Genomic DNA, 25,749 nt, shown 5'->3' with positions numbered 1-25,749 from the left:
ATCGAACCAACTCTGCCTGACGCAGAGCTGGCGCGACCGTATGGCGGCCGGGTCGCACCCACCGGTGGTGGGCACCGGCATCTACCGCAGTCCGCGCAAGAGGACAGCTCTCGGCGCCCGGCCCGCACGGGGTCCGCGCGCTACCAGGCGGCAGAAAGGCACGGGCCGTGGGATCCACGGTCACCACCACCGAACCGGAGAAGACCTCGCCGGAGTCCTCCCGCCCCGGATACGGACAGCTGCTGCGCACCCGCGGCGCCTGGACGTTCCTGCTGCCCGGCTTCGCGGCGCGCCAGCCGTTCGCGATGCTCACCCTCTCCATCGTGCTGCTCGTCCAGCACACCACCGGCTCGTACGGCGCCGCGGGCGCCGTCGCCGCGGCCACCGGCGTCTCCATGGCGGTGTTCGCGCCCTACAGCGGCCGGCTGGCCGACCGCTACGGCCAGCGCGCCGTCCTGGTGCCCGGCGTGCTGGTGCACACGGCCTCCGGCCTGTCCCTGACCGTGCTCGCGCTGGCGCACGCCCCGCTGTGGGCGCTGTTCGTCGCGGCCGTCCCGACCGGCGCCTCGGTGCCGCAGGTCGGCCCCATGGTGCGGGCGCGCTGGGGAGTCAAGCTCCAGGGCTCGCCCCTGATGACCACCGCGGCCGCCTTCGAGTCGGTCACGGACGAGCTGACCTTCGTCTTCGGCCCCCTGCTGGCGACCGCGCTGTGCACCACCGTGGCGCCGGCCGCCGGACTGATCACGGAGGGCGCGCTGACCCTCGTCGGCGGTCTCCTCTTCGCCGCCCAGAAGAGCACCCAGCCGCCGGTGTCCGAGGAGAGCGGGCACGCGCGCGTGCAACACGCCTCGGCCCTGCGCGTCCCGGGTGTGCGCGTGCTGATCGTGACCTTCCTGGGCATCGGGTCGGTCTTCGGCGGCATGCAGGTCTCGCTCGCGGCCTTCACGGAGTCGATCGGCGAGCCCGGCCTGAACGGCGTCCTGTACGGCGTCTTCGCCGCGGGGAACATGCTGTCCGGCATCGTCTGCGGCGCGATCGCCTGGAAGGCCGCCCCCCAGAAGCGTCTGCTGATCGGTTACACGGCCCTCGCGGTGGCCGCGTCGGCGCTGTGGACGGCGCACTCCGTGCCGCTGCTCGCCGCGCTCGGCCTGCTGGTCGGCATGTGCATCGCGCCGTCCCTGATCACCGGCTACACGCTGGTCGACGGCCTGGTCCCCACCGGCGCCCGCACCGAGGCCTTCACCTGGCTGACCGGCGCGGTCGCCCTCGGCCAGGCGGCCGCCGTGACGGTCGCGGGACAGCTGGAGGACCGGCTGTGGGACGGCGCCGGATTCCTGGTGCCCATGGGCGGCACCGTGCTCGCGCTGATCACCCTCGCGGCCCTGCGCTCGCGGCTGGTCGCGCCGGACCGGAACCGCACCGTCGCACGTGGCGTGGGTCACCGCGCCCCGGTAGCGGTGGACTGATCCCCGGGAATACGTCACTATGGACCGTCGTTAGCACTCATTGAGTGAGAGTGCCAGGAGGAAGACAGTGCCGACCTACCAGTACCAGTGCACCGAGTGCGGCGAGGGCCTTGAGGCGGTGCAGAAGTTCACCGACGATGCCCTGACCGAGTGCCCCAGCTGCAACGGGCGCCTGAAGAAGGTGTTCTCCGCGGTCGGCATCGTCTTCAAGGGCTCCGGGTTCTACCGCAACGACTCCCGCGGCTCCACGTCGAGCAGCAGCCCGGCGTCGAAGCCGGCCGGCTCCTCGTCCGACTCGAAGACGTCCTCGGCCTCGTCCTCTTCGACGTCGTCGTCCTCGTCTTCGTCGTCTTCGTCGAGCTCCACGAGCAGCTCCGCCGCCTGAGACCCGTCATCCGTGACCCTGCCGTCGGCCGACGGCGGGGTCGTCGGCGTCCCGGCACCGGCTCCGCCGCCCCCGCACCGGCTCCCCCGTCGTGTCGCGGCCCGCTAGTGTGCTGGTCATGGCGAACGCAGAGATCGGCGTAATCGGCGGCTCGGGGTTCTACTCCTTCCTGGACGATGTGACCGAGGTCCAGGTGGACACCCCCTACGGAGCGCCCAGCGACTCCCTCTTCCTCGGCGAGGTCGCCGGGCGGCGGGTCGCCTTCCTGCCCCGCCACGGCCGCGGCCACCATCTGCCGCCGCACCGCATCAACTACCGCGCGAACCTCTGGGCGCTGCGCTCGGTCGGCGTCCGGCAGGTCCTCGGCCCGTGCGCGGTGGGCGGGCTGCGCCCCGAGTACGGCCCGGGCACCCTGCTGATCCCGGACCAGCTGGTGGACCGCACGAAGACCAGGGCGCAGACCTACTCCGACGGGCTGCCGCTGCCCGACGGCACCGTGCCGAACGTGGTCCACGTGTCCATGGCCGACCCCTACTGCCCCACCGGTCGGGCCGTCGCGCTGAAGGCGGCCCGCGGCCGGGACTGGGAGGCGGTGGACGGCGGCACGCTGGTCGTGGTGGAGGGCCCGCGCTTCTCGACGCGCGCCGAATCGCTGTGGCACCAGGCCCAGGGCTGGTCGGTGGTGGGCATGACCGGCCATCCCGAAGCGGCTCTCGCCCGGGAACTGGAGCTGTGCTACACCTCGCTGACCCTGGTCACCGACCTCGACGCGGGGGCCGAGACCGGCGAGGGCGTCTCGCACGAGGAGGTCCTGCGGGTCTTCTCCGCCAACGTCGACCGCCTGCGCGGCGTCCTGTTCGACGCGGTGGCGGCCCTGCCGGCCCCCGAGACCCGGGACTGCCTGTGCGTGAACGCCCTCGGTGGGATGAACCCGGGGTTCGCCCTGCCGTAGGGGTTGGGCGGGGGTTTCGGCGCGCGGCGTTCCGGCGGGCGGGGTTTCGACGCGCGGCGTTCCGGCGCGGGGGGGCCGGCGCGCGGGGTTTCGGCTGCTGGATGGGCCGGCGTAGTCGGCGCGTAGGCCGCCTGTCGGGGTGGTCCAGCCGGGGCGGTCGGGGGGTGTTGAGGGGGTCCGCGCCGGATGGTCGGCGCGGATGGTCGGACGGACGGTGGGCCGGGCGGTGGGCCGGGCGGTGGGCGGCCGAGCGGGCGGCGCGGCCGGGCAGGCGGTGGGCAGCCGGGCAGACGGTGGCCGGACGGCGGGCAGGCGGCGGGCAGGCAGCGGCCGGGCGGTGAGCAGCCGAAGCAGACGGCGACCGGACGGCGGGCAGCCGAGCAGACGGCGACCGGACGGCGGGCAGCCGAGCAGACGGCGACCGGACGGCGGGCAGCCGGGCAGACGGTGGCCGGACGGCGGGCAGCCGGCGGCCGGGCGGTGGGCGGAATCTCTCGTTCGGGTGGGCGAGTTATCCACAAGCCGTTCGTCGTCCACCGGTCCCGGCGGGATCCGGCGCGAGCCGCCATCGTGGGACCGCAAGCCGAAATCCCTCGTCGCAGGCGGTGATCCCATGCCCTCGCCCGTACCTCCCCACCCTCCGGCCCCGTCCTCGCCGTCCCCACAGCCGCACTCGCCCGCCCACTCCTCCTTCTCCTCCCCCTCCCCCTCCTCCTTCCGGCTGCCGCGCCCGCCGGGTACGGACGCCCCGGCGACCCGCGAGGTGCCCCCCTTCGATCCGGTACGGGTGCGCGGTGGGCGGTATCGGCTGCAACGGCTGGTACGACACCGCAGGCGCTCCCTGGCCGTCGGCCTGGCGGTGACCGCGGCGGCGCTGGTGGCCGCCGGCCCTGGGACCGGACCGGAACCGCACGGCCCGCAGCGGCCCCGGGGGCACCCCGTCGCCGATCCGGTACGGCCGCGCCCGGGGGCGGAGCTGGTGACGGCCCCGGTGCGCATCGCCGACGCCGCCACGGTGCGGCTGCTGCGGCCCGGCGACCGCGTCGACGTCATCGCGGCGCAGGACCCGCCCGCCGCCGGCGCCCGGGTGCTCGCGCGCGGTGTGAGGGTGACGAAGGTGCCGGAGCCGCTGGACGGTGCCGCCGAGAGCGGGGCCCTGGTCGTGCTGTCGGTGCCCCGGGCCACGGCCCCCCGGCTGGTCGGCGCGAGCGCCACCGCGCGCCTGGCGGTGACGCTGTGCTGAACCAGCTCGTACGCCCCGGCGGCGGTTTCCTGTCAAGTGGCTCGATCGAGTTACCGAAGTGGACGCCGGGGCCGCCCCCTGCCGTAGGTTGCGGAGCGTTTCGTTCCACACCCTGTGCATGCGAGGAGAGTCCCCGAGGTGAGCGCGAAGAAGGAACCGAGCGTCTGGCAGGGCTTCAAGGCCTTCCTGATGCGCGGCAACGTCGTCGATCTGGCAGTCGCGGTGGTCATCGGCGCGGCCTTCACCAACATCGTCAACTCGGTGGTGAAGGGGGTCATCAACCCGCTGGTCGGGGCGATCGGCACGCAGAACCTCGACCACTACAGCTCCTGCCTGAAGGCCCCGTGCAAGGTGTCCGCCGACGGCACGGTGCAAAGCGGTGTGCCGATCCTGTGGGGCTCCGTCCTGGGCGCCACGCTCACCTTCGTGATCACCGCCGCGGTGGTGTACTTCCTGATGGTCCTGCCGATGTCGAAGTACCTGGCCCGGCAGGCGGACCGGAAGGCGGCGCGCGAGGGCACCAAGGAGATCGTGGAGGTGAGCGAGCTGGAGGTGCTCAAGGAGATCCGGGACGCCCTCGTCGCACAGCGCGGCTCGGGACGCGACGAGCGCTAGCGACGCTCCCGCGGCCCGCTCAGAGGTGGTGGGGCGGCTTCTCGTCCAGGAACCGCCTGAGGTCGGCGGCGCTGTCCCCGTCGGTCCGCTCGCCCCACCCGCGGTCGGTGTCGTCCGAGGACTGCTGGTCCAGCGGGTCGTCGAAGACCAGCGCGGGCTTCGGGTCGCGCGGCTCGGGCCCGGCGGCGGGTTCGGGGGCGGGTTCCGGGGCGGTGCTCATGCCACCAGGGTACGGCTCCCGTACCGGCGGGCCGCCCGCCCCCGGCGCCGGGCGACCGGCCCGCCCCCTGCGCGGACGCGGACAAGATCGTGAACAGGATTTCGCGGCCGATTTCTGCTGTGCTGGGCATCATGACGTCGAGTTCAGCTCCCCCGCCCGCCCCTTCCGGCGCACCGCGGCCCCCGGCCCACCTACGACGGCTCACCGCACGCGGACGGGAGGAGGCCCACCGCGTCTCCTCCCCGCTGGAGCTGTTCTTCGACCTGTGCTTCGTCGTGGCGGTCGCGCAGGCAGGCATACAACTGGTGCACGCCGTCGCGGGCGGACACGCGGGCACCGGGATCCTGGACTACGCGATGGCGTTCTACGCGATCTGGTGGGCCTGGATGAACTTCACCTGGTTCGCCTCCGCCTACGACAACGACGACGCGCTGTACCGGGTCGTCACCCTGGTGCAGATCGCCGGCGTGCTGGTCCTGGCGGCCGGCATCTCCCGGGCCTTCACGGACCACGACTTCCTGCTGGTCTGGCTCGGCTATGTGATCATGCGGCTGGCGATGGTCGGGCAGTGGCTGAGAGCCGCGAGATCGGCCGGGGGCACGGAGCGGGCCACGGCCCTGCGGTACGCGGGCGGGGTGTTGCTGTGCCAGGTGGGCTGGCTCGGACTGGTGGTGCTGCCGGAGCCCGCGCGGCCCTGGGTGTTCCTGGTGATGGCGCTCGTGGAACTGTGCGTGCCGCTGTACGCCGAGCGGAAGCAGATGACGTCCTGGCACCCGCACCACATCGCCGAGCGGTACGGACTGTTCACGATCATCGTGCTCGGCGAGACGATCGCCGCGGCCACGGTCGCCGTGAAGACGGCCGTGGCCGAGCACAGCGCGCCGGCCGAGCTGCTGCCCATCGCGGCGGGCGGGCTGCTGATCGTCTTCTCCGCCTGGTGGATCTACTTCGTGGTCCCCATCCACGGCCATCTGCGCTCCAGCAAGCGGGCGTTCGTCTGGGGCTACGGCCACTACCTGGTGTTCGCCTCGGCGGCGGCCGTCGGCGCGGGGCTGGAGGTGGCCGTGGAGCAGGCGACCGGCAAGGCGCACATCTCCACCCTGGCCGCGTCGGCCGCCGTCACCCTGCCGACGGCCCTGTATCTGCTGACGGTGTGGGCGCTGCACTCCCGGCATTTCAAGGTCGGCCTCACCGAGCAGCTGGTGCTGCCGGCCACCGCCCTGCTGGTGATCTGCTGCACGTTCCTCGGCGACTGGGCGGTGCTCGCGGCGGGACTGGTGTCCGCGGTCTCGGTGGTGGCCGGGGCGGTGCTGACGGCGCGCACGGCCGGCCGGGAGCGCCGGCCGGACGCCGCCGCCCCGGCCGGCTGACCCCTCGGAAGGCGGCGCTCGGTCAGACTGGCGTCCATGACAGCTGACGCTTTGACGGATGTCGCCGGGCTTCGGGTGGGTCACGCCACCCGGGCCGGCGACGGCTGGCTCACCGGCACCACGGTCGTCCTCGCGCCCGAGGGCGGCGCCGTCGCCGCCGTGGACGTGCGCGGCGGCGGACCCGGCACCAAGGAGACCGACGCGCTCGACCCGCGCAACGTGGTCCAGCGGGTCGACGCCGTGGTGCTGACCGGGGGCAGCGCGTACGGGCTTGATGCGGCGTCCGGGGTGATGGCCTGGCTGGAGGAGCGGGGCCGCGGGGTGTCCGTGGGTCCGGACCCGGCGCATGTGGTGCCGGTGGTGCCCGCGGCGTGCATCTTCGACCTGGGGCGCGGCGGGGACTTCCGGGCCCGCCCGGACGCGGCGACGGGCCGGGCGGCGGTGGAGGCCGCGGCGGCGAGCGCGCCGGGCGCTCGGGTGCCCGAGGGGTGCGTGGGCGCCGGCACGGGCGCGGTCGCCGGGCTGCTCAAGGGCGGGGTGGGCACGGCGAGCACCGTGCTCGGCTCGGGGATCACCGTGGCCGCGCTGGTGGTCGCCAACGCGGCGGGAGCGGTGCTGGATCCGCAGACGGGAGTGCTGTACGGGGAGTTGTTCCAGGGGCGGGTGGCCTACCCGGAGGAGCGGGTGCACGAGGCCGCGCGGCGGCGCCTGGCGCAGACCGCCGCCGGCAACGCGCCGCCGCCGCTCAACACGACGCTGGCGGTGGTCGCGACGGACGCCGGGCTGACCAAGGCGCAGGCGCAGAAGCTGGCAGGCACGGCGCACGACGGGATCGCCCGGGCGGTGCGGCCGGTGCACCTCCTGCACGACGGGGACACGGTGTTCGCGCTGGCGACCGGCGACCGTCCGCTCGACGCGCACCCGTTGGCACTGAACGACATCCTCGCGGCCGGCGCGGACCTGGTGACGCGGGCGATCGTACGGGCGGTGCGGGCCGCCGGGCCGGTCGACGGGCCGGGCGGAATCTGGCCGTCGTACACGGAGTTGTACGGGACGGAGCAGCGCGGGAGGGGCTGAATTGTCGCGGTTCTGTCACGTCACGGCGCCAGCGGGGGCCGAAGGGAACCTTCCCCGGTGCCCGCGCCCTCTTTCCTCACGACCGGAACGGATCCCGCACACCACATGAATCTGGAGCAGCCCGTGACAACGCCGGACATTGCAGCGCGGCGCGTACTGGGGGCCTGTGCCGCCCTGATGGTCGGCGCCCTCACCCTGACCGCCTGCGGCGGTGACGCCGGCGCCGACAACGACGGCAAGGGCGGCGACGCCCCCAAGACGTCGACGGCGAAGATCGCGATATCGGCCAAGGACGGCTCGACCGGGGCGTCCATCAACGCCACCGGGGTGAAGGTCAGCGACGGCAAGCTGACCGAGGTGAAGATGTCCGTGGCGGGCTCGGGGCAGGCCGTGCCCGGGGCGATATCGGCGGACGGTCGCACCTGGAAGCCGAAGCAGCAGCTGGAGCGCGGGACGAAGTACGAGATAAACGTGACCGCGAAGGACCCCGACGGCCGCACGGCGGCGGCGAACTCCATCTTCACCACCGTCAGCTCGGCGGACAGCTTCATCGGCACCTACACGCCGGACAACGGCGCGACGGTCGGGGTGGGCATGCCCGTGTCGTTCACCTTCGACAAGTCGATCTCGGACAAGAAGGCCGTGCAGTCGCACATCACGGTCAACACCAGCAGCGGCCAGCAGGTGGTCGGGCACTGGTTCGGGGACCGGCGGCTGGACTTCCGGCCGCAGGAGTACTGGAAGGCCGGTTCCAAGGTCACGATGAACATCGACCTGGACGGCGTGCAGGGCGCGCGGGGCGTCTACGGCGTGCAGAAGAAGACCGTCTCCTTCACCGTCGGGCGGTCGCAGGTCTCCACGGTCGACGCCAACACGCAGACGATGACGGTCGTCCGGGACGGGCAGACCATCAAGTCGGTGCCGATCTCGGCGGGCAGCCCGGAGCACACCACGTACAACGGGCAGATGGTGATCTCCGAGAAGTTCACGCAGACCCGCATGAACGGCTCGACGGTCGGCTTCGGCGGGGAGTACGACATACCGGACGTGCCGCACGCGATGCGGCTGACGACGTCGGGGACGTTCATCCACGGCAACTACTGGTACAACAAGGGCAACCCGCCGTTCGGCCGGACGGGTACCAGCCACGGCTGCGTCGGCCTCGCGGACGTGCAGGGGGCGCAGGGCGCCACGTCGGCCAAGTGGTTCTACGACAACACGCTCATCGGGGACATCGTGATCGTGAAGAACTCCCCGGACACCACGGTCTCCCCCGACAACGGCCTCAACGGCTGGAACATGGCGTGGAGCGCCTGGACCGCGGGAAGCGCCGTCTGACCGGCGGTTTTTGACTGAGCGGCGGGCCGCGCGGGAACTCTTCGCGCGGCCCGCGCGTTTTCCCGGCGTACGTTTTCTCGGTTCCCGGGCATGATGTCCGACCGAGGGGCTACGGTATGCACCCACAAGGTGACATGCAGCAACGCCGGGAGAAGCCTTGAGCGTTCCGTACGAGACCGAAGCGTACGAACCAGCCGAGTCGCCCGAGTCTCCGGAGGAGCATCTCGCGCGACTCCTCGGCCGTGCCCTGAACTCCTTCGAGCTGCCGGACGAGGTGATACGGCAGCTGGACTGCGCGCTGGCGCACGACAGTTCGCTGCACTCGGCCTACCACAGCTCGGGGCTGCGCCGGGAAACCCACCGGCACACCTGGCTGCTCGCCGACGGCTCGGCGATCACGCTGTGGGAGCTGGTGCACAACTCCACTCCGGGCAGCGCCCCGGAGCACGAGGTGTATCTGGACGAGGAGGAACTCCAGACCGCCGCGGCCCGGCTGGGGCTGCCGCCGGACACCCCCGAGGCGGAACTGCCCGCGCTGATGCGGCTGTGGGCGATCCCAGAGCCCCGGCACGTGTTCGCCTCGGACGACTCGGCGGACCACGCGCGCCGGCTGCTGCGCCGCGCGGAGAACCCCGACCGACCCGGCGCCGAGACGGCGGCGCTGCTGGCGACGGCGACCGCGCACGAGATCACCCAGGCGTTCGGCCGGCCGGGACGGGCGGGCCGGGCGGGTCTGAACTACGCGCTGTACGAACACGCCTTCCTGCTGCCGGACGGCACCGAGGTCTCCCTGTGGGAGGTGGAGCACACGGCGACGCCCGACGGGCGGCACATGTGCGAGGTGTACATGTCGCAGGAGGCGGCCCGGGAGGCGATGGAGCGGCGCGCGGCGCGGCAGAGGTGACACGGGCGGCCCCGGTCTCCGGCGGGCGCGGTGTCCGGCGGGCGCGGGGCCGGCGGGGTGGGCCTGACGGTCAGCCGTTGGCGAGGTGCCGTACCAGGCCCGCGAAGGCGTCCTGTTCGGCGGGGGTCAGCTCGACGGACTCCCGCGGCGGGCCGACCCGCCTCTGGCGCGGCACGGCCGGGAGCGGCGCGGTGCGGCGCCGGGCGCCGGCCGCCCCGGCGTAGAGACCCGCGCGGCGCAGCAGGCGCAGCAGGACGCCGGCCCACACGACGGCCGCCACCGCGAGGACGGTCACGCCGATCAGCTGGAGAGTCGGGGCGTGCTCAGGCATACACCCCAGTACACACCACGGTCCGGGACTTCGGCCCCGGACCGTGACGTATCTCGCAGGTGCCGTGAACAACTCACAGCACCCCAAAGGGACAAGACGCCCTGAGGGTTGCGGCCGGGGCCGCGGCGCTCAGGCGGCCACCGGCTGCCCGGTCTCCTCCAAAGCCGCGGCCGGGTTCGCGGCGGGGCCGGTGGTCCCGGCCCCGAGGGCCTGCCCGCGCAGTCCCTTGAGGAGGACCACCAGGGCCGTGGTGACGCACACCCCGGCCGCGATGGCCACCAGGTACAGCAGCGGGCTGCCGATCAGCGGGACCACGAAGACACCGCCGTGCGGGGCGCGCAGCGTGGCGCCGAAGGCCATCGACAGGGCGCCGGTGAGCGCGCCGCCCGCCATGGCGGACGGGATGACCCGCAGCGGGTCGGCCGCCGCGAACGGGATCGCGCCCTCGGAGACGAAGGACGCGCCCAGCACCCAGGCGGCCTTGCCGTTCTCGCGCTCGGCCGGGGTGAACAGCCGGCCGCGCACCGTGGTGGCCAGGGCCATCGCCAGCGGCGGGACCATGCCGGCCGCCATCACCGCCGCCATGATCTGCATCGCCGAGTCGCTGGGGTCGGTGACGGCGATGCCGGCGGTGGCGAAGGCGTAGGCGACCTTGTTGACCGGGCCGCCCAGGTCGAAGCACATCATCAGGCCGAGCAGGGCGCCGAGCAGGACGGCGTTGGTGCCGGTGAGCCCGCTCAGCCAGTCGGTGAGGCCCTTCTGCGCGGAGGCGATCGGCTTGCCGATCACGACGAGCATCAAAAAGCCGGTGACCGCCGAGGAGAGCAGCGGGATCACCACCACCGGCATGATGCCGCGCAGCACCGGCGGGATCCGCACCCGCTGGACCGCCAGCACCACGCCGCCGGCGATCAGGCCGGCCGCCAGGCCGCCGAGGAAGCCCGCGCCGGCGTCCAGCGCTATCGCGCCGCCCACGAAGCCGGGGACGAGGCCGGGCCGGTCGGCCATGCCGTAGGCGATGTAGCCGGCCAGGACCGGGACGAGGAACGTGAAGGCGACGCCGCCGATCTGGAAGAGCAGCGCGCCCCAGCTGTCGGCCCGCGTCCACACGAAGTGGTCCATGACCGAGGGGGCCTTGTCGATCTGCCAGCCGCCGATCGCGAAGCCGAGGGCGATGAGCAGACCGCCGGCGGCGACGAACGGGACCATGTAGCTGACGCCGGACATCAGCCAGGTGCGGAGCTTGGTGCCGTAGCCCTCGGTGGCGTCGCCCGCGCGTTCGACCGGTGTGCCCGCCGGTGCGTGCGCCGGAGTGCTGACCTCGCCGCGCGCCGCCTTCTCGCGGACCTCCGCGATGAGTTCGGCGGGGCGGTTGATGCCCGCCTTCACCCCCACGTCGACGGTCGGCTTGCCGGCGAAGCGGTCCTTGTCGCGTACGGGGACGTCGTGCGCGAGGATCACGCCGTCCGCCGCCGCGATCACCGCCGGGTCCAGCCGGGTGAACCCGGCCGAGCCCTGCGTCTCGACGACCAGCTCGACACCGGCCTCCCGGCCCGCGTTCTCCAGGGACTCGGCCGCCATGTAGGTGTGGGCGATACCGGTGGGACAGGAGGTGACGGCTACGACCCGGAAGGGCCGTGCCTCACCCGGGCCGGGGGCGTGGGCGGCGGCGACGGCGGGCGTGCCGGGCTCACCGGGCGTACCCGCCGCGTCGCCCGCACGGGACGCGCTCGGCGTACCGGCCTTGGCGGGCGCGCCGGGCTCGGCGGCGCTCGCACCGGCCGCGCCGGCCGTGCTGCCCGCTGTGGCTCCGGCGGAGGCCGCCGCCGGAGCCACAGCGGTGTCTTCACGGGCGCCCGGGGCGCTCGCGGGGACCCCTGCGGCACACCTGAGGCCGCTCCGGCCCCCCTCGGGAACGTCCGGGGTTGCTTCGGGGGCGCCGACGGTGTCGCCGGAAAGGCCCGCGCTGCCGCCACGGACGCTCCGGGCGCCCTCGGACGCTCCTGCGACGGTGGTCTCGGGGGCGCTCGGGGTTTCCCCGGGAGCGTTCTCGGGGGCTTGCGTGGCTCCCGCGGTGGTCCCGGAGGCGTTCGCGGCGGCCCGGGGTGCCTGCTCCGCCGGTGTCTGGTCGCCGCGGATCAGGGCCACCGCGGTCTCCGGGCTGTCCGCCGCCCGCAGCGCGGTCGTGAACTCGGCGTTCATCAGCTTGCGGGCGAGGGAGGACAGGATGGTGAGGTGGGCGTCGTCGGCGCCGGCGGGTGCCGCGATCAGGAAGACGAGGTCGGCCGGGCCGTCCGCGGCGCCGAAGTCGATACCGGCGGCGCTGCGGCCGAAGGCGAGGGTCGGCTCGGTGACATGGGCGCTGCGGCAGTGCGGGATGCCGATGCCGCCGTCGAGCCCGGTCGGCATCTGGGCCTCCCGGGCGGCCACGTCGGCGAGGAAACCCTCCAGGTCGGTCACCCGGCCCCGGGCCACCATGCGTGCGGCGAGGGCGCGGGCCGCCGCCTCCTTGGTGTCGGCGGACAGGTCGAGGTCGACCAGGTCCGCGCTGATCATGTCGCTCATCGCGGGCTCCTCTGCGCGCGGGCCGCCCGGGGACCGGGGTCGGCGGGTGGGGGGACGGGGGTGCGGTGAGGGGACGGGCCGGTACGCGGGGCGGGACCGGCCTGACCACCCAGCCGGACAAAGCCCGGGCGGGTGCGGTGGCGGACGAGCGGGGTCACGAGACCGGACCCGTCGGTTCGCGGTCGGGCGGGAGGTCCGCCGTGACGGTCACCGGCGAGGTCATGAGACCGGCGGTGTCCGCCGCGACGGTCACCGACGCGGTCACGAGACCGACCCCGTCAGTTCCCGGCCGAACGGGAGGTCCGCCGTAGACGGTCACCGGCGAGGTCATGAGACCGGCGGCGTCCGCCGCGACGGTCACCGGCGAGGTCACGAGACCGACCCCGTCGGCTCCCGGCCGAACGGGAGGTCCGCCGTAGACGGTCACCGGCGAGGTCACGAGACCGGCTCCGTCAGCTCGCGGTCGAGCGGGAGGTCCGCCGTGATGGTCACCGACGCCGGGTCCAGGTCGGCGGGGGTCGGCATCACGCTGCCGGGGAGCCGGACCGCGGCGGCGCCGTGGGCGACGGCGGAGGCGAGGGCCTCGGGGCCGGTGCCGCCGGCGATGAGGAAGCCGGCCAGGGAGGCGTCCCCGGCACCGACGTTGCTGCGCACGGCGGACACCCGCGCGCTGCCGAACCAGGCGCCGGTGTCCTCCACCAGGAGCTGTCCGTCGGCGCCCAGGCTCGCCAGGACGGTGCGGGCGCCCAGCGCGCGCAACTCCTCGGCCGCCTTGAGCGCGTCGCCCACGGTGGCCAGCGGGCGCGCGACGGCTTCCGCCAGCTCCTCGGCGTTCGGCTTGACGACATCGGGCCGCGCGCGCAGTGCCTCCACAAGGGCGCGCCCCGAGGTGTCCAGCGCGATCCGCGCCCCCGCGGCGTGCGCCCGCGTGACCAGGTCGGCGTACCAGGAGGGCGCGAGCCCCCGGGGCAGGCTGCCGCAGCAGGCGATCCAGTCGGCGGCGCGGGAGTGCGACCGTACGGTGTCCAGCAGGAGTTCCTCTTCGGCCGCCGACAGTTCCGGGCCCGGCGCGTTGATCTTCGTGAGCACCCCGTCGGCTTCCGCGAGCGCGATGTTGGAGCGGGTCGCGCCGGCCACCGGGACCGGCGCGACCTCGATGCCCTGCGCGGCCAGCAGATCGGCGACGAGCGCGCCCGGCGCCCCGCCCAGGGGCAGGACGGCGACCGTGCGCCGGCCGGCGGCGGCGACGGCCCGGGAGACGTTCACGCCCTTGCCTCCGGGGTCCACGCGCTCGCCGCCGGCGCGGATGACCTCGCCGCGCTCCAGGGCGGGCACCTCGTAGGTGCGGTCGAGGGACGGATTGGGGGTGACGGTGAGGATCATGCGCGCGCCACTTCCGTGCCGCCGCGCTCGATGGCGGCGGCGTCGTCCGGGCCCAGCCCGCTGTCGGTGATCAGCAGGTCCACCTCGCCCAGGCCGGCGAAGCGGGCGAAGTGCTCCTGGCCGTGCTTGCCGGAGTCGGCCAGCAGCACCACCCGCCGCGCGGCGCCGACCGCGGCCCGTTTGACCGCGGCCTCGGCGAGGTCGGGGGTGGTCAGACCGTGCTCGGCGGAGAAGCCGTTGGCGGCGACGAACAGCACGTCGGCGCGGATCTCGCCGTACGCGCGCAGCGCCCAGGCGTCCACGGCGGCGCGCGTACGGTGCCGTACCCGGCCGCCGACCAGATGGAGCTGGATACCCGGGTGGTCGGCCAGCCGGGCGGCGATGGGCAGGCTGTGCGTGACGACGGTGAGGGACGCCTCCAGCGGGATCGTCGCGGCGAGGCGGGCCACCGTCGTACCGGCGTCGAGGATCACCGTGCCCTGGGCGGGCAGTTCGGCGAGGGCCGCCTTGGCGATGCGGTCCTTCTCGTCGGCGGCGGTGGACTCGCGCTCGGCGAGGTCCGGCTCGAAGTCGAGGCGGCCGACCGGGATGGCACCGCCGTGCACCCGGCGGACGAGACCGGCGCGGTCGAGGGCCTTCAGGTCGCGGCGGATCGTCTCCGCGGTGACCTGGAACTCCTCGGCCAGCGACAGCACGTCCACCCGGCCGCCGTCCCGGGCGAGCCGGAGGATCTCCTGCTGCCGCTCCGGTGCGTACATGTCCGTTCGCCTCCGCCTGTGCCCGAACGTGTGGTTTCACAGGGAGGCTACGGCCGGATTCCCGGAAAGTAAACAGATACAGACCCGACTCGGGCATGAACGGACTTCCGGCCGGGCTTCTCGGCCCGGTCCGGACAGCGCGGCGGCCCGGCGGCCGGTACGGCCCCGGGCCCCGCGTCGCCGTCTCCGCTCAGTGCACGAGCTGCGGCTCCGACGCCCGCTCGCCCGCCGGCGTCTCCTCGCCCGCGCCCTCCACATGCCGGGCCGGGCGCTTCGGCAGGGCGCACATCAGCAGGAAGATCGCGCCCATGATCCCGGCGACGTACCACAGCGCGTGCTGGAAGGCGTGGACGAAGGCCGGGCCGACCCGGTCGGGGGCGAGCCGGTCGCCGATCTGCCCGAAGAAGACCACCGACACCAGTCCCAGCCCGAGCGCGTTGCCCATCTGCTGCACGGTGTTGATCAGCCCGGACGCGGAACCGGCGTGCTCGCGCGGCACCTCGGAGAGCACCGCGTCGGTCAGCGGGGCGACGATCAGGCCCATGCCGAGACCCATCACGACCAGTGGCAGGGCCATCTGCCAGGGGGCGATGGAGAGCCCGTAGTGGTCGGCCTCCCACAGGTAGAGCAGCACGCCCGCGCCCATCAGCAGCGCGCCCGCCTGGAGCACCTTGCGGCCGAACCGCGGAACCAGCTGCTGCACCGACAGCCCGGCCGCCGTGGACACCGCGAGCGAGAACGGCACCCCGGTCAGCCCGGCCCGCAGCGGGCTCCAGCCCAGCCCCATCTGCATGTACAGCGTCCAGACCAGGAAGAAGATGCCGAGCGCGACCCCGAACACGGTCTGTACGGCGATACCGGCGGCGAAGCTCTTCACCCGGAACAACGACAGCTCGACCAGCGGGGAGCCGTCCCGCGCCGCCTTGCGCCGCTCGTACGCCACCAGCCCCGCGAAGACGACGAGGGCGCCGCCCATCGAGGCGTACCCCCACAGCGGCCAGCCCAGCTCGCGCCCGCGGGTCAGCGGGTAGAGCAGCATCAGCAGGCCCAGCGTGACCAGGGCGACGCCGACGAGGTCCAGCTTCAGCGCCCTGGGGGCACGGGACTCGGTGATGAACCGGCGGCCCAGCAGCCAGGCGACCACGCCGACGGGCAGGTTGATGAGGAAGATGGGCCGCCATTCGAGGCCGAACAGGTTCCACTGCGTCAGCAGCGCGCCGAGCAGCGGGCCGGAGACCGCGCCGAGGCCGACGATCGCGCCGAACAGGCCGAAGACCTTGCCGCGTTCGTGGGCCGGGAAGGTGGCGTGCACGATCGACAGCACCTGCGGCACCATCAGCGCGGCCATGCCGCCCTGCAGGAAGCGGGAGGCGACGAGCATCTCCGGATTGGCCGCGAAACCGCACAGGGCGGAGGCGAGGGTGAAGCCGCCGATGCCGACGAGGAACACCCGCTTGCGGCCGTGGATGTCGCCGAGCCGGCCGCCGGTGATCAGTCCGGCGGCGAAGGCGAGGGCGTAGCCGGCGGTTATCCACTGGATCTGGCCGACCGAGGCGTGTTCGGTGCGCTGGATGGACGGGATGGCGATGTTGACGATCGTCACGTCCACGAGGTCCATGAAGGCCGCGGCCATGACGATGGCGAGGGCCAGCCAGCGGGTCCGGTCGGCAGGGGCTGTCGGCGGCGTAGGGGTGGTGGTCATGGGAGGAACCTAGGGCCCGGATAGGCCAGATCCTGTCCTAAAGGTGCGCCATGCTCGTCGTATGACGACCGACACGCCGGCCCGGCTGCTTCAGCTGCTGTCCCTGCTCCAGACGCCTCGCGAGTGGCCCGGGGGTGAGCTGGCCGACCGGCTGCGGGTGTCCCGGCGGACCGTGCGGCGGGATGTCGACCGGCTGCGGGAGCTGGGGTATCCGGTGCAGGCGACGCGGGGGGCGGACGGCGGGTACCGGCTGGTGGCGGGCAAGGCGATGCCGCCGCTGGTGCTGGACGACGAGGAGGCCGTGGCGATCGCGGTGGGGCTGCGGGCCGGTGCCGGGCACGCCATCGAGGGGGTGGACGAGGCGGCCGTGCGGGCGCTGGCCAAGCTGGAGCAGGTGCTGCCGTCCCGGCTGCGCCACCGGGTGTCCACGCTCCAGGCCGCGACGACGCCGCTGGCGCTCGGCGACGGGCCGGGCATCGCGCCGGAGACGCTGACCGTGATGGCGTCCACGGTGGCGGGACACGAACGGCTGCGGTTCGCCTACCGCGACAAGGACGGCAGCGCCTCCCGCCGGCTGACCGAGCCGCACCGGCTGGTGTCGACGGGACGGCGCTGGTACCTGGTCGCCTACGACGTCGACCGGGCGGACTGGCGTACGTTCCGGGTGGACCGGGTCAGCGAGCCGCTCGCGACCGGCGTCCGGTTCGCGCCGCGGGAACTGCCCACGGGGAGCGCCGCCGAGTATCTGCGCCAGTCCATCCACCGGCGGCAGGAGACGTACGCCTTCGAGGTGCGGTTCGCCGCGCCGGCGGAACAGGTCTCCGCGCGGGTTCCCGCGTGGCTCGGGGTGCCCGAGGACGACGACGCGGGCGGCTGCGTCCTGCGGGGCACCACGGGCGACCCCATGGAGTGGCTGGCGGTGCGGCTGGCGATGGCGGAGGCGGAGTTCGCGGTGCACGCGCCGGACGAACTGGTGCAGTGCGTACGGCGGTTGGGTGACCGCCTGAGCAGGGCCGCGCAGGCCGGACCGGGGACTTCCGAGGCTCCGCAGGCTCCGGAGGTTCAGGAAGGGCCCCGCTAGGGGGACATCAGGGCCGTTGCGCGTCGCTCCCGGCCCGGTCGTCCCCGTGATCCCCGCCCCACTCGAAGTCGCGCAGCGCGCGCAGGTTGCGTACGGCCAGGCCTGCCGGGCCCTCGGGGCCGGTGGGACGGGACGCCGTGGCGGCCCAGGACTCCACGGCCACACGTACGGCGGCCCCGGCCACGGCCGCCGCGAACCGGAGCCGCGGGGTGGGCCACACCGGCTCCGCGCCGGACGGAGCCTGATCCCGGGCGCCGCGCTCCGGGCCGGTGGGTGAGGGATCGGCGGTGCCGCGCTCCGGGCCGGGGCGAGATGGGGCCGTGGTGTCGCACTCCGGGCCGGGGCTGGCCGGGGCCGGGGTGCCGTGGGGTGGGGTGCCGCGGGGTGGCGGTGTCGTCGGGCCGCCCTCCCGGGCCGCGAGGATCTCCGCCAGCGCGCCCTCCGACGCCTGGCACACCTCCGCCCAGACCTTGCGCAGGGCGGGGCTGGTGCCGGCCAGGCGGACCAGGGTGCGCAGCCACTCCCAGGACGCGGCCGAGACGCCGAGGCCGGGGGTGAGGGTGTGGCGGACCGCGTGTTCCAGGGCCTGCGGGACGGGCAGGTCGGCCGGGGCCGTGCGGACCGCCTCGATCCAGCGTTGGGCGCCCGCGGCGTAGAGGGGGGCGACCGCCTCCTCCTTGGTGGCGAAATAGCGGTAGAACGTGCGCGGTGCGATGCCCGCGGCCTGGGCGATGTCCTCGGCGCGGGTCGCCCGCAGGCCCTGCCGGACGAAGAGGGCCGCCGCCGCCCGGGCGATCTCCATCCGTGTCTCGGCCTTCCGGCGTTCGGTGAGGGACACCGGCGCGGAGGCGGAAAACGGCTGGTGGGCGGGGGTTTGGGTGGTGCTCATGCCCGGCAGGCTATGCCCGTGTGGCAGAATCTGCCATCCGGCGGTCCACCCCGGGGTTCAGGTACGGGGTGGGCCGCCGTTCCAGTGCGCGGGGCCCTTACGGGACACGGGGAGCGCCTCACCGGGCAGAAAGGGGCCGGGCCCCGGCGCCCGGGGGGGGGATAGGCGCCGAAGCCCGGCTCGGGAAGTCCCGGCGCCGGGGGGGGTTGCGTCGGGACGTGGCTCGCGTGGGTCGGCCGACGTCGTCGTCGGCACGGCCGGGGGTGCGGTGTGGGGGTGGTGGGGAGTGCCGGCCCCGGGCCCGCTTGCGGGCCCGGAAGGGTTGTTCCCTCGGGCCGGGCCGTTGAAGCGGCGGGACCGCGCCATGTTTGCGCCGTCTTTCGCCACCCGCGCCACCCGGCGCGCGCACGGCGTGGTCGCGGTGCGCTCCACGGCGCTTCCGTCCGTCAGGCCGCCGCGTCGAACCCCGTGTCGCGGGCCAGCTTCTTCAGCTCCAGCAGGGCGTGCTTCTCGATCTGGCGGATCCGCTCACGGGTGAGCCCGTGCTCCTTGCCGACCTCGGTCAGGGTGCGCTCCCGGCCGTCGTCGATGCCGTACCGCATCTTGATGATGGAGGCCGTGCGCTGGTCCAGGCGGCCGATCAGGTCGTCCAGTTCCTCGCTGCGCAGCAGGGTGAGGACCGACTGCTCCGGGGAGACCGCCGAGGTGTCCTCCAGCAGGTCGCCGAACTGGGTCTCGCCCGCGTCGTCCACCGCCATGTTCAGCGAGACCGGGTCGCGGGCCCAGTCCAGGACGTCGATGACGCGCTCCGGCGTCGAGCCCAGCTCCGCGGCGACCTCGGCGGGCTCCGGGTCGCGGCCGTGCTCGCGGTTGAACTCGCGCTGCACGCGGCGGATGCGGCCCAGCTCCTCCACCAGGTGGACGGGGAGCCGGATCGTGCGGGACTGGTCGGCGATGGAGCGGGTGATGGCCTGGCGGATCCACCAGGTGGCGTACGTGGAGAACTTGAAGCCCTTGCGGTAGTCGAACTTCTCCACGGCGCGCACCAGGCCGGCGTTGCCCTCCTGGATCAGGTCCAGCAGGGGCAGACCGCTGCGCGGGTAGCGCCGGGCGACCGCGACGACCAGGCGGAGATTGGAGCGGATGAAGACGTCCTTGGCGCGCTCACCGGCATCGACCAGGGCCTGGAGCTCCTCGCGGGTGGCGTCCGTACGGGACTCCTCCTCGCCGTCGAGCACCTGCTGCGCGAACACACCCGCTTCGATGGTCTGGGACAGCTCGACTTCCTTGGCGGCGTCGAGCAGCGGCGTACGCGCGATCTCGTCGAGGTACATGCCGACCAGGTCGCGGTCTGCGATCTCGCCGCCATGAGCGCGAACACTGCTTGCCGAGTCGGCCGTCTCGCCGGTGGCGGACTGACGACGGGCGACGGCACGGGTTGCCATGCGTGCTCCCTTGCGATGGTGGTCGGGCGGGTGGTCCTGCGAACGCGCGGCACTGAAGGGGCTGTCTCCGGGACTCTCTTCGAGTGCCCTGCATCCGACGGAAACAACGACTGGAATCCGGACAGAATTCCCAACCCGCCCCGCAAATTTTCTGATCATGCAGTACCCTGTCGGCCACACGGGGAGGCGAGATGTCGTCGGAGCAGGCCGAAGTGCAGGTCAGACCGGGAATCGAGGGGGACCTCGAAGCCCTGACGGCGATCTACAACCACTACGTCCGTGAGACGGCCATCACATTCGACACCACGGTGTTCACCCCCGCCGAGCGCCGCCCCTGGCTGCTCTCCCACCCGGAAGACGGCCCACACCGGCTGATGGTTGCCACGGACACCGGCACGCGACGGATCCTCGGATACGCCACCTCCAGCCCCTACCGGCCGAAGCCGGCGTACGGGACGTCCGTGGAGACCTCGGTGTACGTCGCCCCGGACGCGGGCCGCCGGGGTGTCGGCACACTGCTCTACGACGCCCTGTTCAAGGCCCTGGCCGGACAGGACGTCCACCGCGCCTACGCCGGGATCGCCCAGCCCAACGAACCCTCCGAGCGGCTGCACGCCCGCTTCGGCTTCCGCCACGTCGGCACGTTCCACGAGGTCGGCCGCAAGTTCGGCCGCTACTGGGACGTCGCCTGGTACGAGAAAGAGCTCTGAGCGGGACTTCCTCTCAGCCGAACTGCACGGACCGTTTCGCCATTCCCATCCAGAAGCCGTCGATCACCGACTTCTGCGCGTCCAGGCCGCCGCCGGCCTCCGCCGCGCCCATGGTGACGAACAGCGGGGCGAAGTGCTCGGTGCGCGGATGGGCGTAGCGGCCGGCCGGGGCCTTGTCCAGGAAGTCGAGCAGGGCGTCCCAGTCGCGGGCCTCCAGGGCGCGCCGGCCCCAGTCGTCGAACTCCGCCGACCAGCTCGGCACGCCCGGCCCGGTGTGCCGCAGGGCGGCGAGGTTGTGCGTGAAGAAGCCGGAGCCGACGATCAGCACGCCCTCGTCGCGCAGCGGGGCGAGCCTGCGGCCGAGGTCCATCAGGCGGACCGGGTCGAGGGTGGGCAGGGAGATCTGCAGGACGGGGATGTCGGCGGCCGGGTACATCTCGACGAGCGGGACGTAGGCGCCGTGGTCGAGGCCCCGGTCGGGGATGTCCTGTACGGGGAGCCCGGGGGCGCGCAGCAGCTTGCGGACGGCGTCGGCGAGCGCCGGGGCGCCCGGGGCGGGATAGCGGACGGTGTAGTAGCGCTCGGGGAAGCCCCAGAAGTCGTAGACGAGCGGGACGGTCTCGACCGCGCCGAGGGCGAGCGGGGCCTCCTCCCAGTGGGCGGAGACCATGAGGACGGCGCGGGGGCGGGGCAGGGCCGCGGACCAGGCGGCGAGCTGGTCGGGCCAGACCGGGTCGTCGGCGAGCGGCGGGGCGCCGTGGCTGAGGTACAGGGCGGGCATGCGCTCCTGGGCGGTGGCGGACATCGCGGCGGTTCCTCCCGGGCGGCATACTTGAACTCTAAAATTTCTCCCGGAATATTACCCGTCACTTATTCAAGTTTCAAGAAGGCCGCTCGTAGAGTGGGATACATGAACAAGGCACCGGACTCCGCCGCAGGGCCCCGCTGGCTGACCGACGAGGAACAGCACGTCTGGCGCGCCTACCTGCACGCCACCACCCTTCTGGACGACCACCTGGACCGGCAGCTCCAGCGCGACGCGGGCATGCCGCACGTCTACTACGGCCTGCTCGTCGGCCTCGCCGAGGCCCCGCGCCGCCGGCTGCGGATGACCGAGCTGGCGATGCAGGCGAAGATCACCCGCTCCCGGCTCTCGCACGCCGTCGCCCGGCTGGAGAAGAACGGCTGGGTCCGCCGGGAGGACTGCCCCGCCGACAAGCGCGGCCAGTTCGCCGTGCTCACCGACGAGGGCTTCGAGGTGCTGCGGCGCACCGCGCCCGGCCATGTGGCCGCCGTACGCCAGGCGCTGTTCGACCGGCTGAGCCCGGAACAGCAGAAGGCCCTCGGCGAGATCATGGAGATCGTCGCCGAGGGCCTCCAGCCCACGGAAGCGGGTGCGGACCTGCCCTGGCGCCGCTAGCGCGCCGGGTGGCCCACCGTGCGGGTCAGTGGGCCACCACCGGCACCGGGACCTCGTCCTCGACGCCCTCGCCGGTCATCACGGTGGTGGGGTCCGGGCGGCCGGCGTTGACGAAGGTGAAGGCGATCAGCGAGGCCAGCGCCAGGATGCCGACGGCGACCCAGATCGCGGCGGTGTAGCCGTGCACCATGCCCTGGAGCCCCACCAGCTGTTGCTGCGGCTTGCCGGCGGCGGCGCCGATGTGGTCCTTGACGTAGGACGTGGTCGCCGAGGAGGCGATGGTGTTCAGCAGAGCGGTGCCGATCGCGCCGCCCACCTGCTGCGAGGTGTTGACCATCGCGGAGGCGACACCGGCGTCCCGGGGCTGGACACCCATGGTGGCCAGGGACATCGCCGGCATGAACGCCGTACCCATGCCGAGGCCGAGCAGCAGCATGGCGGGCAGCAGCAGCGCCGGGTACGAGGAGTCGATCTCCATCTGGGTCAGCAGCAGCATGCCGATGCCGGCGACCAGGAAGCCGGGGCCCATCAGCAGCCGGGCCGGCAGCCGGTTCATGAGCCGGGCGCCGATCTGGGTGGAGCCGGTGATCATGCCGACCACCATCGGCAGGAAGGCGAAGCCGGTCTTGACCGGCGAGTAGCCCTTCACGATCTGCAGGTAGTAGGTCAGGAAGAGGAACAGGCCGAACATGCCGATGATCGCCAGGCCCAGCGAGAGGTAGATACCGCCGCGGTTGCGGTCGGTCACCACGCGCAGCGGCAGCAGCGGGGCCTTGACCTTGCCCTCGACCAGCACGAACGCGAGCAGCAGCACGACGGACGCGACGAACATCGCCACGGTCACCGTGTCACTCCAGCCGTCGGACTCGGCACGGGTGAAGCCGTAGACGAGCGCGACCAGGCCCAGGGTGGAGAGCAGGACGCCCGGGATGTCGAGCGGGTTGCGGTTGCGGCTGCCCTCCGGCTCGCGGATGACGAAGTAGGCGCCGGCCGCGGCGACCACGGCGAACGGGATGTTCACGAAGAAGGTCCAGCGCCAGTTCAGGTACTCGGTGAGGAAGCCGCCGAGGATGAGGCCGACGGCACCGCCGCCGCCCGCGATGGCGCCGTAGATGCCGAACGCCTTGGCGCGCTCCCTGGCGTCCGTGAACATCACGGCGAGCAGGGACAGCGCGGCCGGGGCGAGCAGCGCGCCGAAGACACCCTGGAGGGCGCGGGCGCCGAACATCAGCGGGCCGGTGGTGGCGGCACCGCCGAGCGCGGAGGCGGCGGCGAAGCCGGCCAGGCCGAGCACGAAGGTGCGCTTGCGGCCCCACAGGTCGGCGACCCGGCCGCCGAACAGCAGCAGACCCCCGAAGGCCAGCGCGTAGGCCGTGATCACCCACTGCTTGTTGCCGTCGGATATGCCCAGGTCCTCCTGGGCGGCGGGCAGGGCGATGTTCACGATGGTGGCGTCCAGGACGACCATCAGCTGGGCGAGCGCGATGAAGACGAGCGCCTTCCAGCGGTTGGCGTCACCGCTCGGGGCGGCGAGGCCGGCAGCCTTGCGGGCTGTTTCGGACATGGAGATACCCACTTCAGGACTTCGGAGCTTCACAACTCAGGGCGTGGTGCCGGTCGGCAGGGCGACGGTCGGCGTGGTGAAAAATGATGAGAAAACGGAGTAAGGCGGGACGGTGAACAGGAAGGGAACGGCCGTACGGACCGCCGTACTGTCGGTGGACCGGGCGCGGGAGCTGAACTGGTCGGTCAGGAGGCGCGCAGCTCCCTGATGCTCAGGGCCTCACCCGGCAGGGCGGAGCGGGCGGGCGCCCGCAGGCCGTCGAGGAACAACTGCAGGAGGCGGTGGACGAAGCGGTCGCCGCGCAGGCAGTCCGTGCCGGCCGGGGGCCGGCTCAGCTGGCCCACGGCGATCATCAGATCACCCACGCCGACGTCCGGCCGGAGCCGCCCGGCCGCCTTGGCCCGGCCCATGACCTCCTCGATGAGCCGCTCGACGCGCTCACGGGAGGCCACCAGGTCGGGGTGGTGCTGGTCGAACGTGCTGGACACCATGGGGCACAGCGCACCGATCCGCTCGTCCGCGGCGGCGTGTACGAAGTGCTCCAGGGCGGTGAAGGCGTCCCCGCTCTCCGCGAGGGCCAGCTCGGCCGCCTCGGCCGTGCGGTCCATGACGGAGCAGACGACCTCGCGCACGAGGGCGTCCCGGTCGGGGAAGTTGCGGTACACCGTGGCGTTGCCGACGCCGGCCCGGCGGGCGACCTCGTCGATCGGCACCTCCGGGCCGTGCTCGACGAACATCTCCCGGGCGGCCGCGACGATCCGCTCCCGGTTGCGCAGGGCGTCGGCGCGCGGCCGGGTCACCTTGCGCTCGGCGGGGGCGGTGGCGGCGGGCACGGAGTACTCCTCTGGTCGGGGGGCGATCCGGGGAGCCAGTCCCCGTTTCGTTCGGACACAGGGCTAAACGGGGAAGGCGTCCCCGGTTATTTCCCGGCCACCCGAAGAAACGCTGTGACCTGGGACACAATCACCGGCCGCCGAGTTTCACCCGGTCGCGCGGCCGGTTTCCCACCGTCGGTCTCCTCCAGCGCGCGCCCGCCGCCCCGCCGCCCCAGGGTGAGCGCAAGGGTGCAGCCGGAGACGGCGGCTGCCGTGGCGCGAAAGGTCCCTGCATGCAGCCGCAGCCGCAGCCCCGCCGCATACGCCCGCGCCGGGTGGCCGCCCTGACCCTGGTGACCGCACTGACCCTCGCGGTCGGCACCTCGGCCGGGACCGGACACCTGACGGCGCCCACCACCGCCGGACCCGTCGGACCGGCCCGCTCCTCCGCGCTCCTTCCCTGCATGATCCGTGGCGGTCTGGACGTGCAGATGACCGAGGGCCTGCCCACCCCGCCCGGCTACTCCCGCTCCACCGGCACGGTCCACGCCCTGACCCTGATGGTCGACTTCCCCGACGCGCCCGGCGAGGGCGACGCGATGGACCGCTTCCACGAGTTCTTCCCCCGCACCCAGGACTGGTTCCACACCGCGTCGTACGGCCGCCTCGACTACCGCCCCGAGACCCCCGTCACCACCTGGCTGCGCATGCCGAAGCCGTTCCAGGAGTACGGCATAGAGCGCGGCGCGCCCTTCGACCCCGGCTACCGCAGCCTGGTGCAGGACCTCGTGGCCGCCGCCGACCCGACGGTGGACTTCCGGGACTACGACCTGCTGAACGTGCTCGTCACCCCGAACGCCGGCCCCTCCGCCCTGGACACCGTGCTGTCCGTGACCTTCGCCGGCAACGACGACGCCCCGGTGGCCGACGGCGTGCGCATCGCCAACGCCTCCTTCGTCTACTCCCGCCAGGACGACGGCTCCGGGTCCTACGACCGCACCGGGTACCGGGTGCTGCCGCACGAGAACGGCCACACCTTCGGCCTGCCCGACCTGTACACGCAGGACGGCGGGGGCACGGTCGGGCACTGGGACATCATGAGCGAGGACTGGGGGGCCAACAACGACCTGCTCGGCTGGCACAAGTGGAAGCTGGGCTGGCTGGACGGCGGCCAGGTCGGCTGCGCGGCGGCGCCGGGCAGCGCCGAGTTCACCCTCTCCCCGCTGTACCAGCAGGGCGGCGGCAAGCTGGTCCTCATCCCCGTCACCGCGCGCACCACCTACGCGCTGGAGGTCCGCGCCCAGGGCGGCAACGACGAGGCGGTGTGCCGTCCCGGCGTCCTCATCTACAGAATCGACGCGGCGGTGGACACCGGCCGCGGCCCGGTCACCGTCTTCGACAGCCACCGCGGCAGCGGCGGCTGCACCCGCAGCCCCAACGTCCACGCGGAACTCTCCGACGCCCCCTTCACCCCCGGCGAGACCTTCCAGGACCCACGGCACGGCATCAGCGTGCG

At 73.4% G+C, this 25,749-nt stretch carries 24 protein-coding genes; 13 read left to right on the top strand and 11 right to left on the bottom strand.

What is annotated here, in order from left to right; genetic code table 11:
- The first annotated feature begins 167 nt into the window (after positions 1-167).
- The 5 genes from ABD350_RS26700 (at position 168) to mscL (ending at position 4,661) form a co-directional block, all read left to right on the top strand.
- Positions 168-1,466, top strand: a complete 1,299-nt coding sequence (locus ABD350_RS26700) for an MFS transporter (protein WP_344350940.1) — start codon at positions 168-170, stop codon at positions 1,464-1,466.
- A gap of 67 nt (positions 1,467-1,533) precedes the next feature.
- Positions 1,534-1,851: an FmdB family zinc ribbon protein gene (locus tag ABD350_RS26695; RefSeq protein WP_344350939.1), complete on the top strand. Its 318-nt coding sequence runs from the start codon at positions 1,534-1,536 to the stop codon at positions 1,849-1,851.
- A 118-nt stretch (positions 1,852-1,969) separates the two neighbouring features.
- Positions 1,970-2,803, top strand: coding sequence for an S-methyl-5'-thioadenosine phosphorylase (locus ABD350_RS26690; protein WP_344350937.1), 834 nt, complete (start codon positions 1,970-1,972; stop codon positions 2,801-2,803).
- A 613-nt stretch (positions 2,804-3,416) separates the two neighbouring features.
- Entirely contained in the window at positions 3,417-4,046 is a 630-nt protein-coding gene (locus tag ABD350_RS26685) for a CpaB family protein (protein WP_344350936.1), read from the top strand.
- Between the two features lie 138 nt (positions 4,047-4,184).
- Entirely contained in the window at positions 4,185-4,661 is a 477-nt protein-coding gene (gene mscL / locus ABD350_RS26680) for a large conductance mechanosensitive channel protein MscL (RefSeq protein WP_344350935.1), read from the top strand.
- Positions 4,662-4,680: 19 nt separating this feature from the next.
- Here the strand turns inward: mscL and ABD350_RS26675 are convergent, their stop codons facing one another.
- Positions 4,681-4,881: a hypothetical protein gene (locus ABD350_RS26675; protein ID WP_344350933.1), complete on the bottom strand. Its 201-nt coding sequence runs from the start codon at positions 4,879-4,881 to the stop codon at positions 4,681-4,683.
- Between the two features lie 131 nt (positions 4,882-5,012).
- On the opposite strand from ABD350_RS26675, the gene ABD350_RS26670 reads away from it, so the two are divergent.
- The 4 genes from ABD350_RS26670 to ABD350_RS26655 all read left to right on the top strand — a co-directional run bounded on the left by ABD350_RS26670 (position 5,013) and on the right by ABD350_RS26655 (position 9,570).
- Positions 5,013-6,251, top strand: coding sequence for a low temperature requirement protein A (locus tag ABD350_RS26670; protein WP_344350932.1), 1,239 nt, complete (start codon positions 5,013-5,015; stop codon positions 6,249-6,251).
- A gap of 36 nt (positions 6,252-6,287) precedes the next feature.
- Positions 6,288-7,328 carry a P1 family peptidase gene (locus ABD350_RS26665; protein WP_344350931.1) on the top strand — a complete coding sequence of 347 codons (1,041 nt, stop codon included), beginning with the start codon at positions 6,288-6,290 and terminating at the stop codon, positions 7,326-7,328.
- A gap of 123 nt (positions 7,329-7,451) precedes the next feature.
- Positions 7,452-8,666 (top strand): L,D-transpeptidase, encoded by a 1,215-nt coding sequence (locus tag ABD350_RS26660; RefSeq protein ID WP_344350929.1) that lies wholly within the window; start codon positions 7,452-7,454, stop codon positions 8,664-8,666.
- 157 nt (positions 8,667-8,823) lie between these two features.
- Positions 8,824-9,570: a DUF6227 family protein gene (locus tag ABD350_RS26655; RefSeq protein WP_344350927.1), complete on the top strand. Its 747-nt coding sequence runs from the start codon at positions 8,824-8,826 to the stop codon at positions 9,568-9,570.
- A gap of 70 nt (positions 9,571-9,640) precedes the next feature.
- Here the strand turns inward: ABD350_RS26655 and ABD350_RS26650 are convergent, their stop codons facing one another.
- The 5 genes from ABD350_RS26650 to ABD350_RS26630 all read right to left on the bottom strand — a co-directional run bounded on the left by ABD350_RS26650 (position 9,641) and on the right by ABD350_RS26630 (position 16,309).
- On the bottom strand, positions 9,641-9,901 hold the full coding sequence (locus ABD350_RS26650; RefSeq protein WP_344350926.1) for a hypothetical protein: 261 nt from the start codon (positions 9,899-9,901) through the stop codon (positions 9,641-9,643).
- A 129-nt stretch (positions 9,902-10,030) separates the two neighbouring features.
- Positions 10,031-12,466, bottom strand: a complete 2,436-nt coding sequence (locus ABD350_RS26645) for a fructose-specific PTS transporter subunit EIIC (protein ID WP_344350925.1) — start codon at positions 12,464-12,466, stop codon at positions 10,031-10,033.
- Positions 12,467-12,901: 435 nt separating this feature from the next.
- Positions 12,902-13,849, bottom strand: a complete 948-nt coding sequence (pfkB, locus tag ABD350_RS26640) for a 1-phosphofructokinase (RefSeq protein ID WP_344350924.1) — start codon at positions 13,847-13,849, stop codon at positions 12,902-12,904.
- Entirely contained in the window at positions 13,846-14,607 is a 762-nt protein-coding gene (locus ABD350_RS26635) for a DeoR/GlpR family DNA-binding transcription regulator (protein WP_344350923.1), read from the bottom strand. Before ABD350_RS26635 ends, pfkB begins: the two co-directional genes overlap by 4 nt.
- A gap of 190 nt (positions 14,608-14,797) precedes the next feature.
- Positions 14,798-16,309: an MFS transporter gene (locus ABD350_RS26630; protein WP_344350922.1), complete on the bottom strand. Its 1,512-nt coding sequence runs from the start codon at positions 16,307-16,309 to the stop codon at positions 14,798-14,800.
- Positions 16,310-16,370: 61 nt separating this feature from the next.
- Between ABD350_RS26630 and ABD350_RS26625 the strand changes: the two genes are divergently transcribed.
- Positions 16,371-17,390, top strand: coding sequence for a helix-turn-helix transcriptional regulator (locus ABD350_RS26625; protein ID WP_344350921.1), 1,020 nt, complete (start codon positions 16,371-16,373; stop codon positions 17,388-17,390).
- Positions 17,391-17,397: 7 nt separating this feature from the next.
- Here the strand turns inward: ABD350_RS26625 and ABD350_RS26620 are convergent, their stop codons facing one another.
- Positions 17,398-18,279 (bottom strand): TetR/AcrR family transcriptional regulator, encoded by an 882-nt coding sequence (locus tag ABD350_RS26620; protein WP_344350920.1) that lies wholly within the window; start codon positions 18,277-18,279, stop codon positions 17,398-17,400.
- Positions 18,280-18,725: 446 nt separating this feature from the next.
- Positions 18,726-19,724, bottom strand: coding sequence for a sigma-70 family RNA polymerase sigma factor (locus ABD350_RS26615; RefSeq protein ID WP_344350919.1), 999 nt, complete (start codon positions 19,722-19,724; stop codon positions 18,726-18,728).
- A gap of 191 nt (positions 19,725-19,915) precedes the next feature.
- Here ABD350_RS26615 and ABD350_RS26610 point away from each other — a divergent pair, with 191 nt between their 5' ends.
- Positions 19,916-20,434 carry a GNAT family N-acetyltransferase gene (locus ABD350_RS26610; protein ID WP_344350917.1) on the top strand — a complete coding sequence of 173 codons (519 nt, stop codon included), beginning with the start codon at positions 19,916-19,918 and terminating at the stop codon, positions 20,432-20,434.
- Between the two features lie 13 nt (positions 20,435-20,447).
- On the opposite strand, the gene ABD350_RS26605 is transcribed toward ABD350_RS26610, so the two are convergent.
- Positions 20,448-21,239: a dioxygenase family protein gene (locus ABD350_RS26605; RefSeq protein ID WP_344350916.1), complete on the bottom strand. Its 792-nt coding sequence runs from the start codon at positions 21,237-21,239 to the stop codon at positions 20,448-20,450.
- 105 nt (positions 21,240-21,344) lie between these two features.
- Here ABD350_RS26605 and ABD350_RS26600 point away from each other — a divergent pair, with 105 nt between their 5' ends.
- Positions 21,345-21,854 carry a MarR family winged helix-turn-helix transcriptional regulator gene (locus ABD350_RS26600; RefSeq protein WP_344350915.1) on the top strand — a complete coding sequence of 170 codons (510 nt, stop codon included), beginning with the start codon at positions 21,345-21,347 and terminating at the stop codon, positions 21,852-21,854.
- 25 nt (positions 21,855-21,879) lie between these two features.
- On the opposite strand, the gene ABD350_RS26595 is transcribed toward ABD350_RS26600, so the two are convergent.
- Positions 21,880-23,418 (bottom strand): MFS transporter, encoded by a 1,539-nt coding sequence (locus ABD350_RS26595; protein ID WP_344350914.1) that lies wholly within the window; start codon positions 23,416-23,418, stop codon positions 21,880-21,882.
- Positions 23,419-23,603: 185 nt separating this feature from the next.
- Positions 23,604-24,251, bottom strand: coding sequence for a TetR/AcrR family transcriptional regulator (locus ABD350_RS26590; protein WP_344350913.1), 648 nt, complete (start codon positions 24,249-24,251; stop codon positions 23,604-23,606).
- 275 nt (positions 24,252-24,526) lie between these two features.
- Between ABD350_RS26590 and ABD350_RS26585 the strand changes: the two genes are divergently transcribed.
- The coding region (locus ABD350_RS26585; protein WP_344350911.1) for a M6 family metalloprotease domain-containing protein at positions 24,527-25,749 on the top strand (1,223 nt) is incomplete at its 3' end.

The sequence above is a fragment of the Streptomyces nogalater genome, assembly GCF_039532885.1.
Classification (GTDB): domain Bacteria; phylum Actinomycetota; class Actinomycetes; order Streptomycetales; family Streptomycetaceae; genus Streptomyces; species Streptomyces nogalater.
Note: the sequence above shows the minus strand (reverse complement) of the source record. Positions and strands in the feature narration are given on the sequence as shown.

Bases quoted from the DNA above. Each gene is read 5' to 3' on its own strand.
- ABD350_RS26615 (WP_344350919.1), bottom strand. From the start codon at position 19,724: ATGGCAACCCGTGCCGTCGCCCGTCGTCAGTCCGCCACCGGCGAGACG.
- ABD350_RS26645 (WP_344350925.1), bottom strand. From the start codon at position 12,466: ATGAGCGACATGATCAGCGCGGACCTGGTCGACCTCGACCTGTCCGCC.
- ABD350_RS26630 (WP_344350922.1), bottom strand. From the start codon at position 16,309: ATGACCACCACCCCTACGCCGCCGACAGCCCCTGCCGACCGGACCCGC.
- ABD350_RS26610 (WP_344350917.1), top strand. From the start codon at position 19,916: ATGTCGTCGGAGCAGGCCGAAGTGCAGGTCAGACCGGGAATCGAGGGG.
- ABD350_RS26685 (WP_344350936.1), top strand. From the start codon at position 3,417: ATGCCCTCGCCCGTACCTCCCCACCCTCCGGCCCCGTCCTCGCCGTCC.
- ABD350_RS26670 (WP_344350932.1), top strand. From the start codon at position 5,013: ATGACGTCGAGTTCAGCTCCCCCGCCCGCCCCTTCCGGCGCACCGCGG.
- pfkB (WP_344350924.1), bottom strand. From the start codon at position 13,849: ATGATCCTCACCGTCACCCCCAATCCGTCCCTCGACCGCACCTACGAG.
- ABD350_RS26690 (WP_344350937.1), top strand. From the start codon at position 1,970: ATGGCGAACGCAGAGATCGGCGTAATCGGCGGCTCGGGGTTCTACTCC.
- ABD350_RS26675 (WP_344350933.1), bottom strand. From the start codon at position 4,881: ATGAGCACCGCCCCGGAACCCGCCCCCGAACCCGCCGCCGGGCCCGAG.
- ABD350_RS26625 (WP_344350921.1), top strand. From the start codon at position 16,371: ATGACGACCGACACGCCGGCCCGGCTGCTTCAGCTGCTGTCCCTGCTC.
- ABD350_RS26605 (WP_344350916.1), bottom strand. From the start codon at position 21,239: ATGTCCGCCACCGCCCAGGAGCGCATGCCCGCCCTGTACCTCAGCCAC.
- ABD350_RS26665 (WP_344350931.1), top strand. From the start codon at position 6,288: ATGACAGCTGACGCTTTGACGGATGTCGCCGGGCTTCGGGTGGGTCAC.
- ABD350_RS26650 (WP_344350926.1), bottom strand. From the start codon at position 9,901: ATGCCTGAGCACGCCCCGACTCTCCAGCTGATCGGCGTGACCGTCCTC.
- ABD350_RS26600 (WP_344350915.1), top strand. From the start codon at position 21,345: ATGAACAAGGCACCGGACTCCGCCGCAGGGCCCCGCTGGCTGACCGAC.
- ABD350_RS26635 (WP_344350923.1), bottom strand. From the start codon at position 14,607: ATGTACGCACCGGAGCGGCAGCAGGAGATCCTCCGGCTCGCCCGGGAC.
- ABD350_RS26595 (WP_344350914.1), bottom strand. From the start codon at position 23,418: ATGTCCGAAACAGCCCGCAAGGCTGCCGGCCTCGCCGCCCCGAGCGGT.
- ABD350_RS26620 (WP_344350920.1), bottom strand. From the start codon at position 18,279: ATGAGCACCACCCAAACCCCCGCCCACCAGCCGTTTTCCGCCTCCGCG.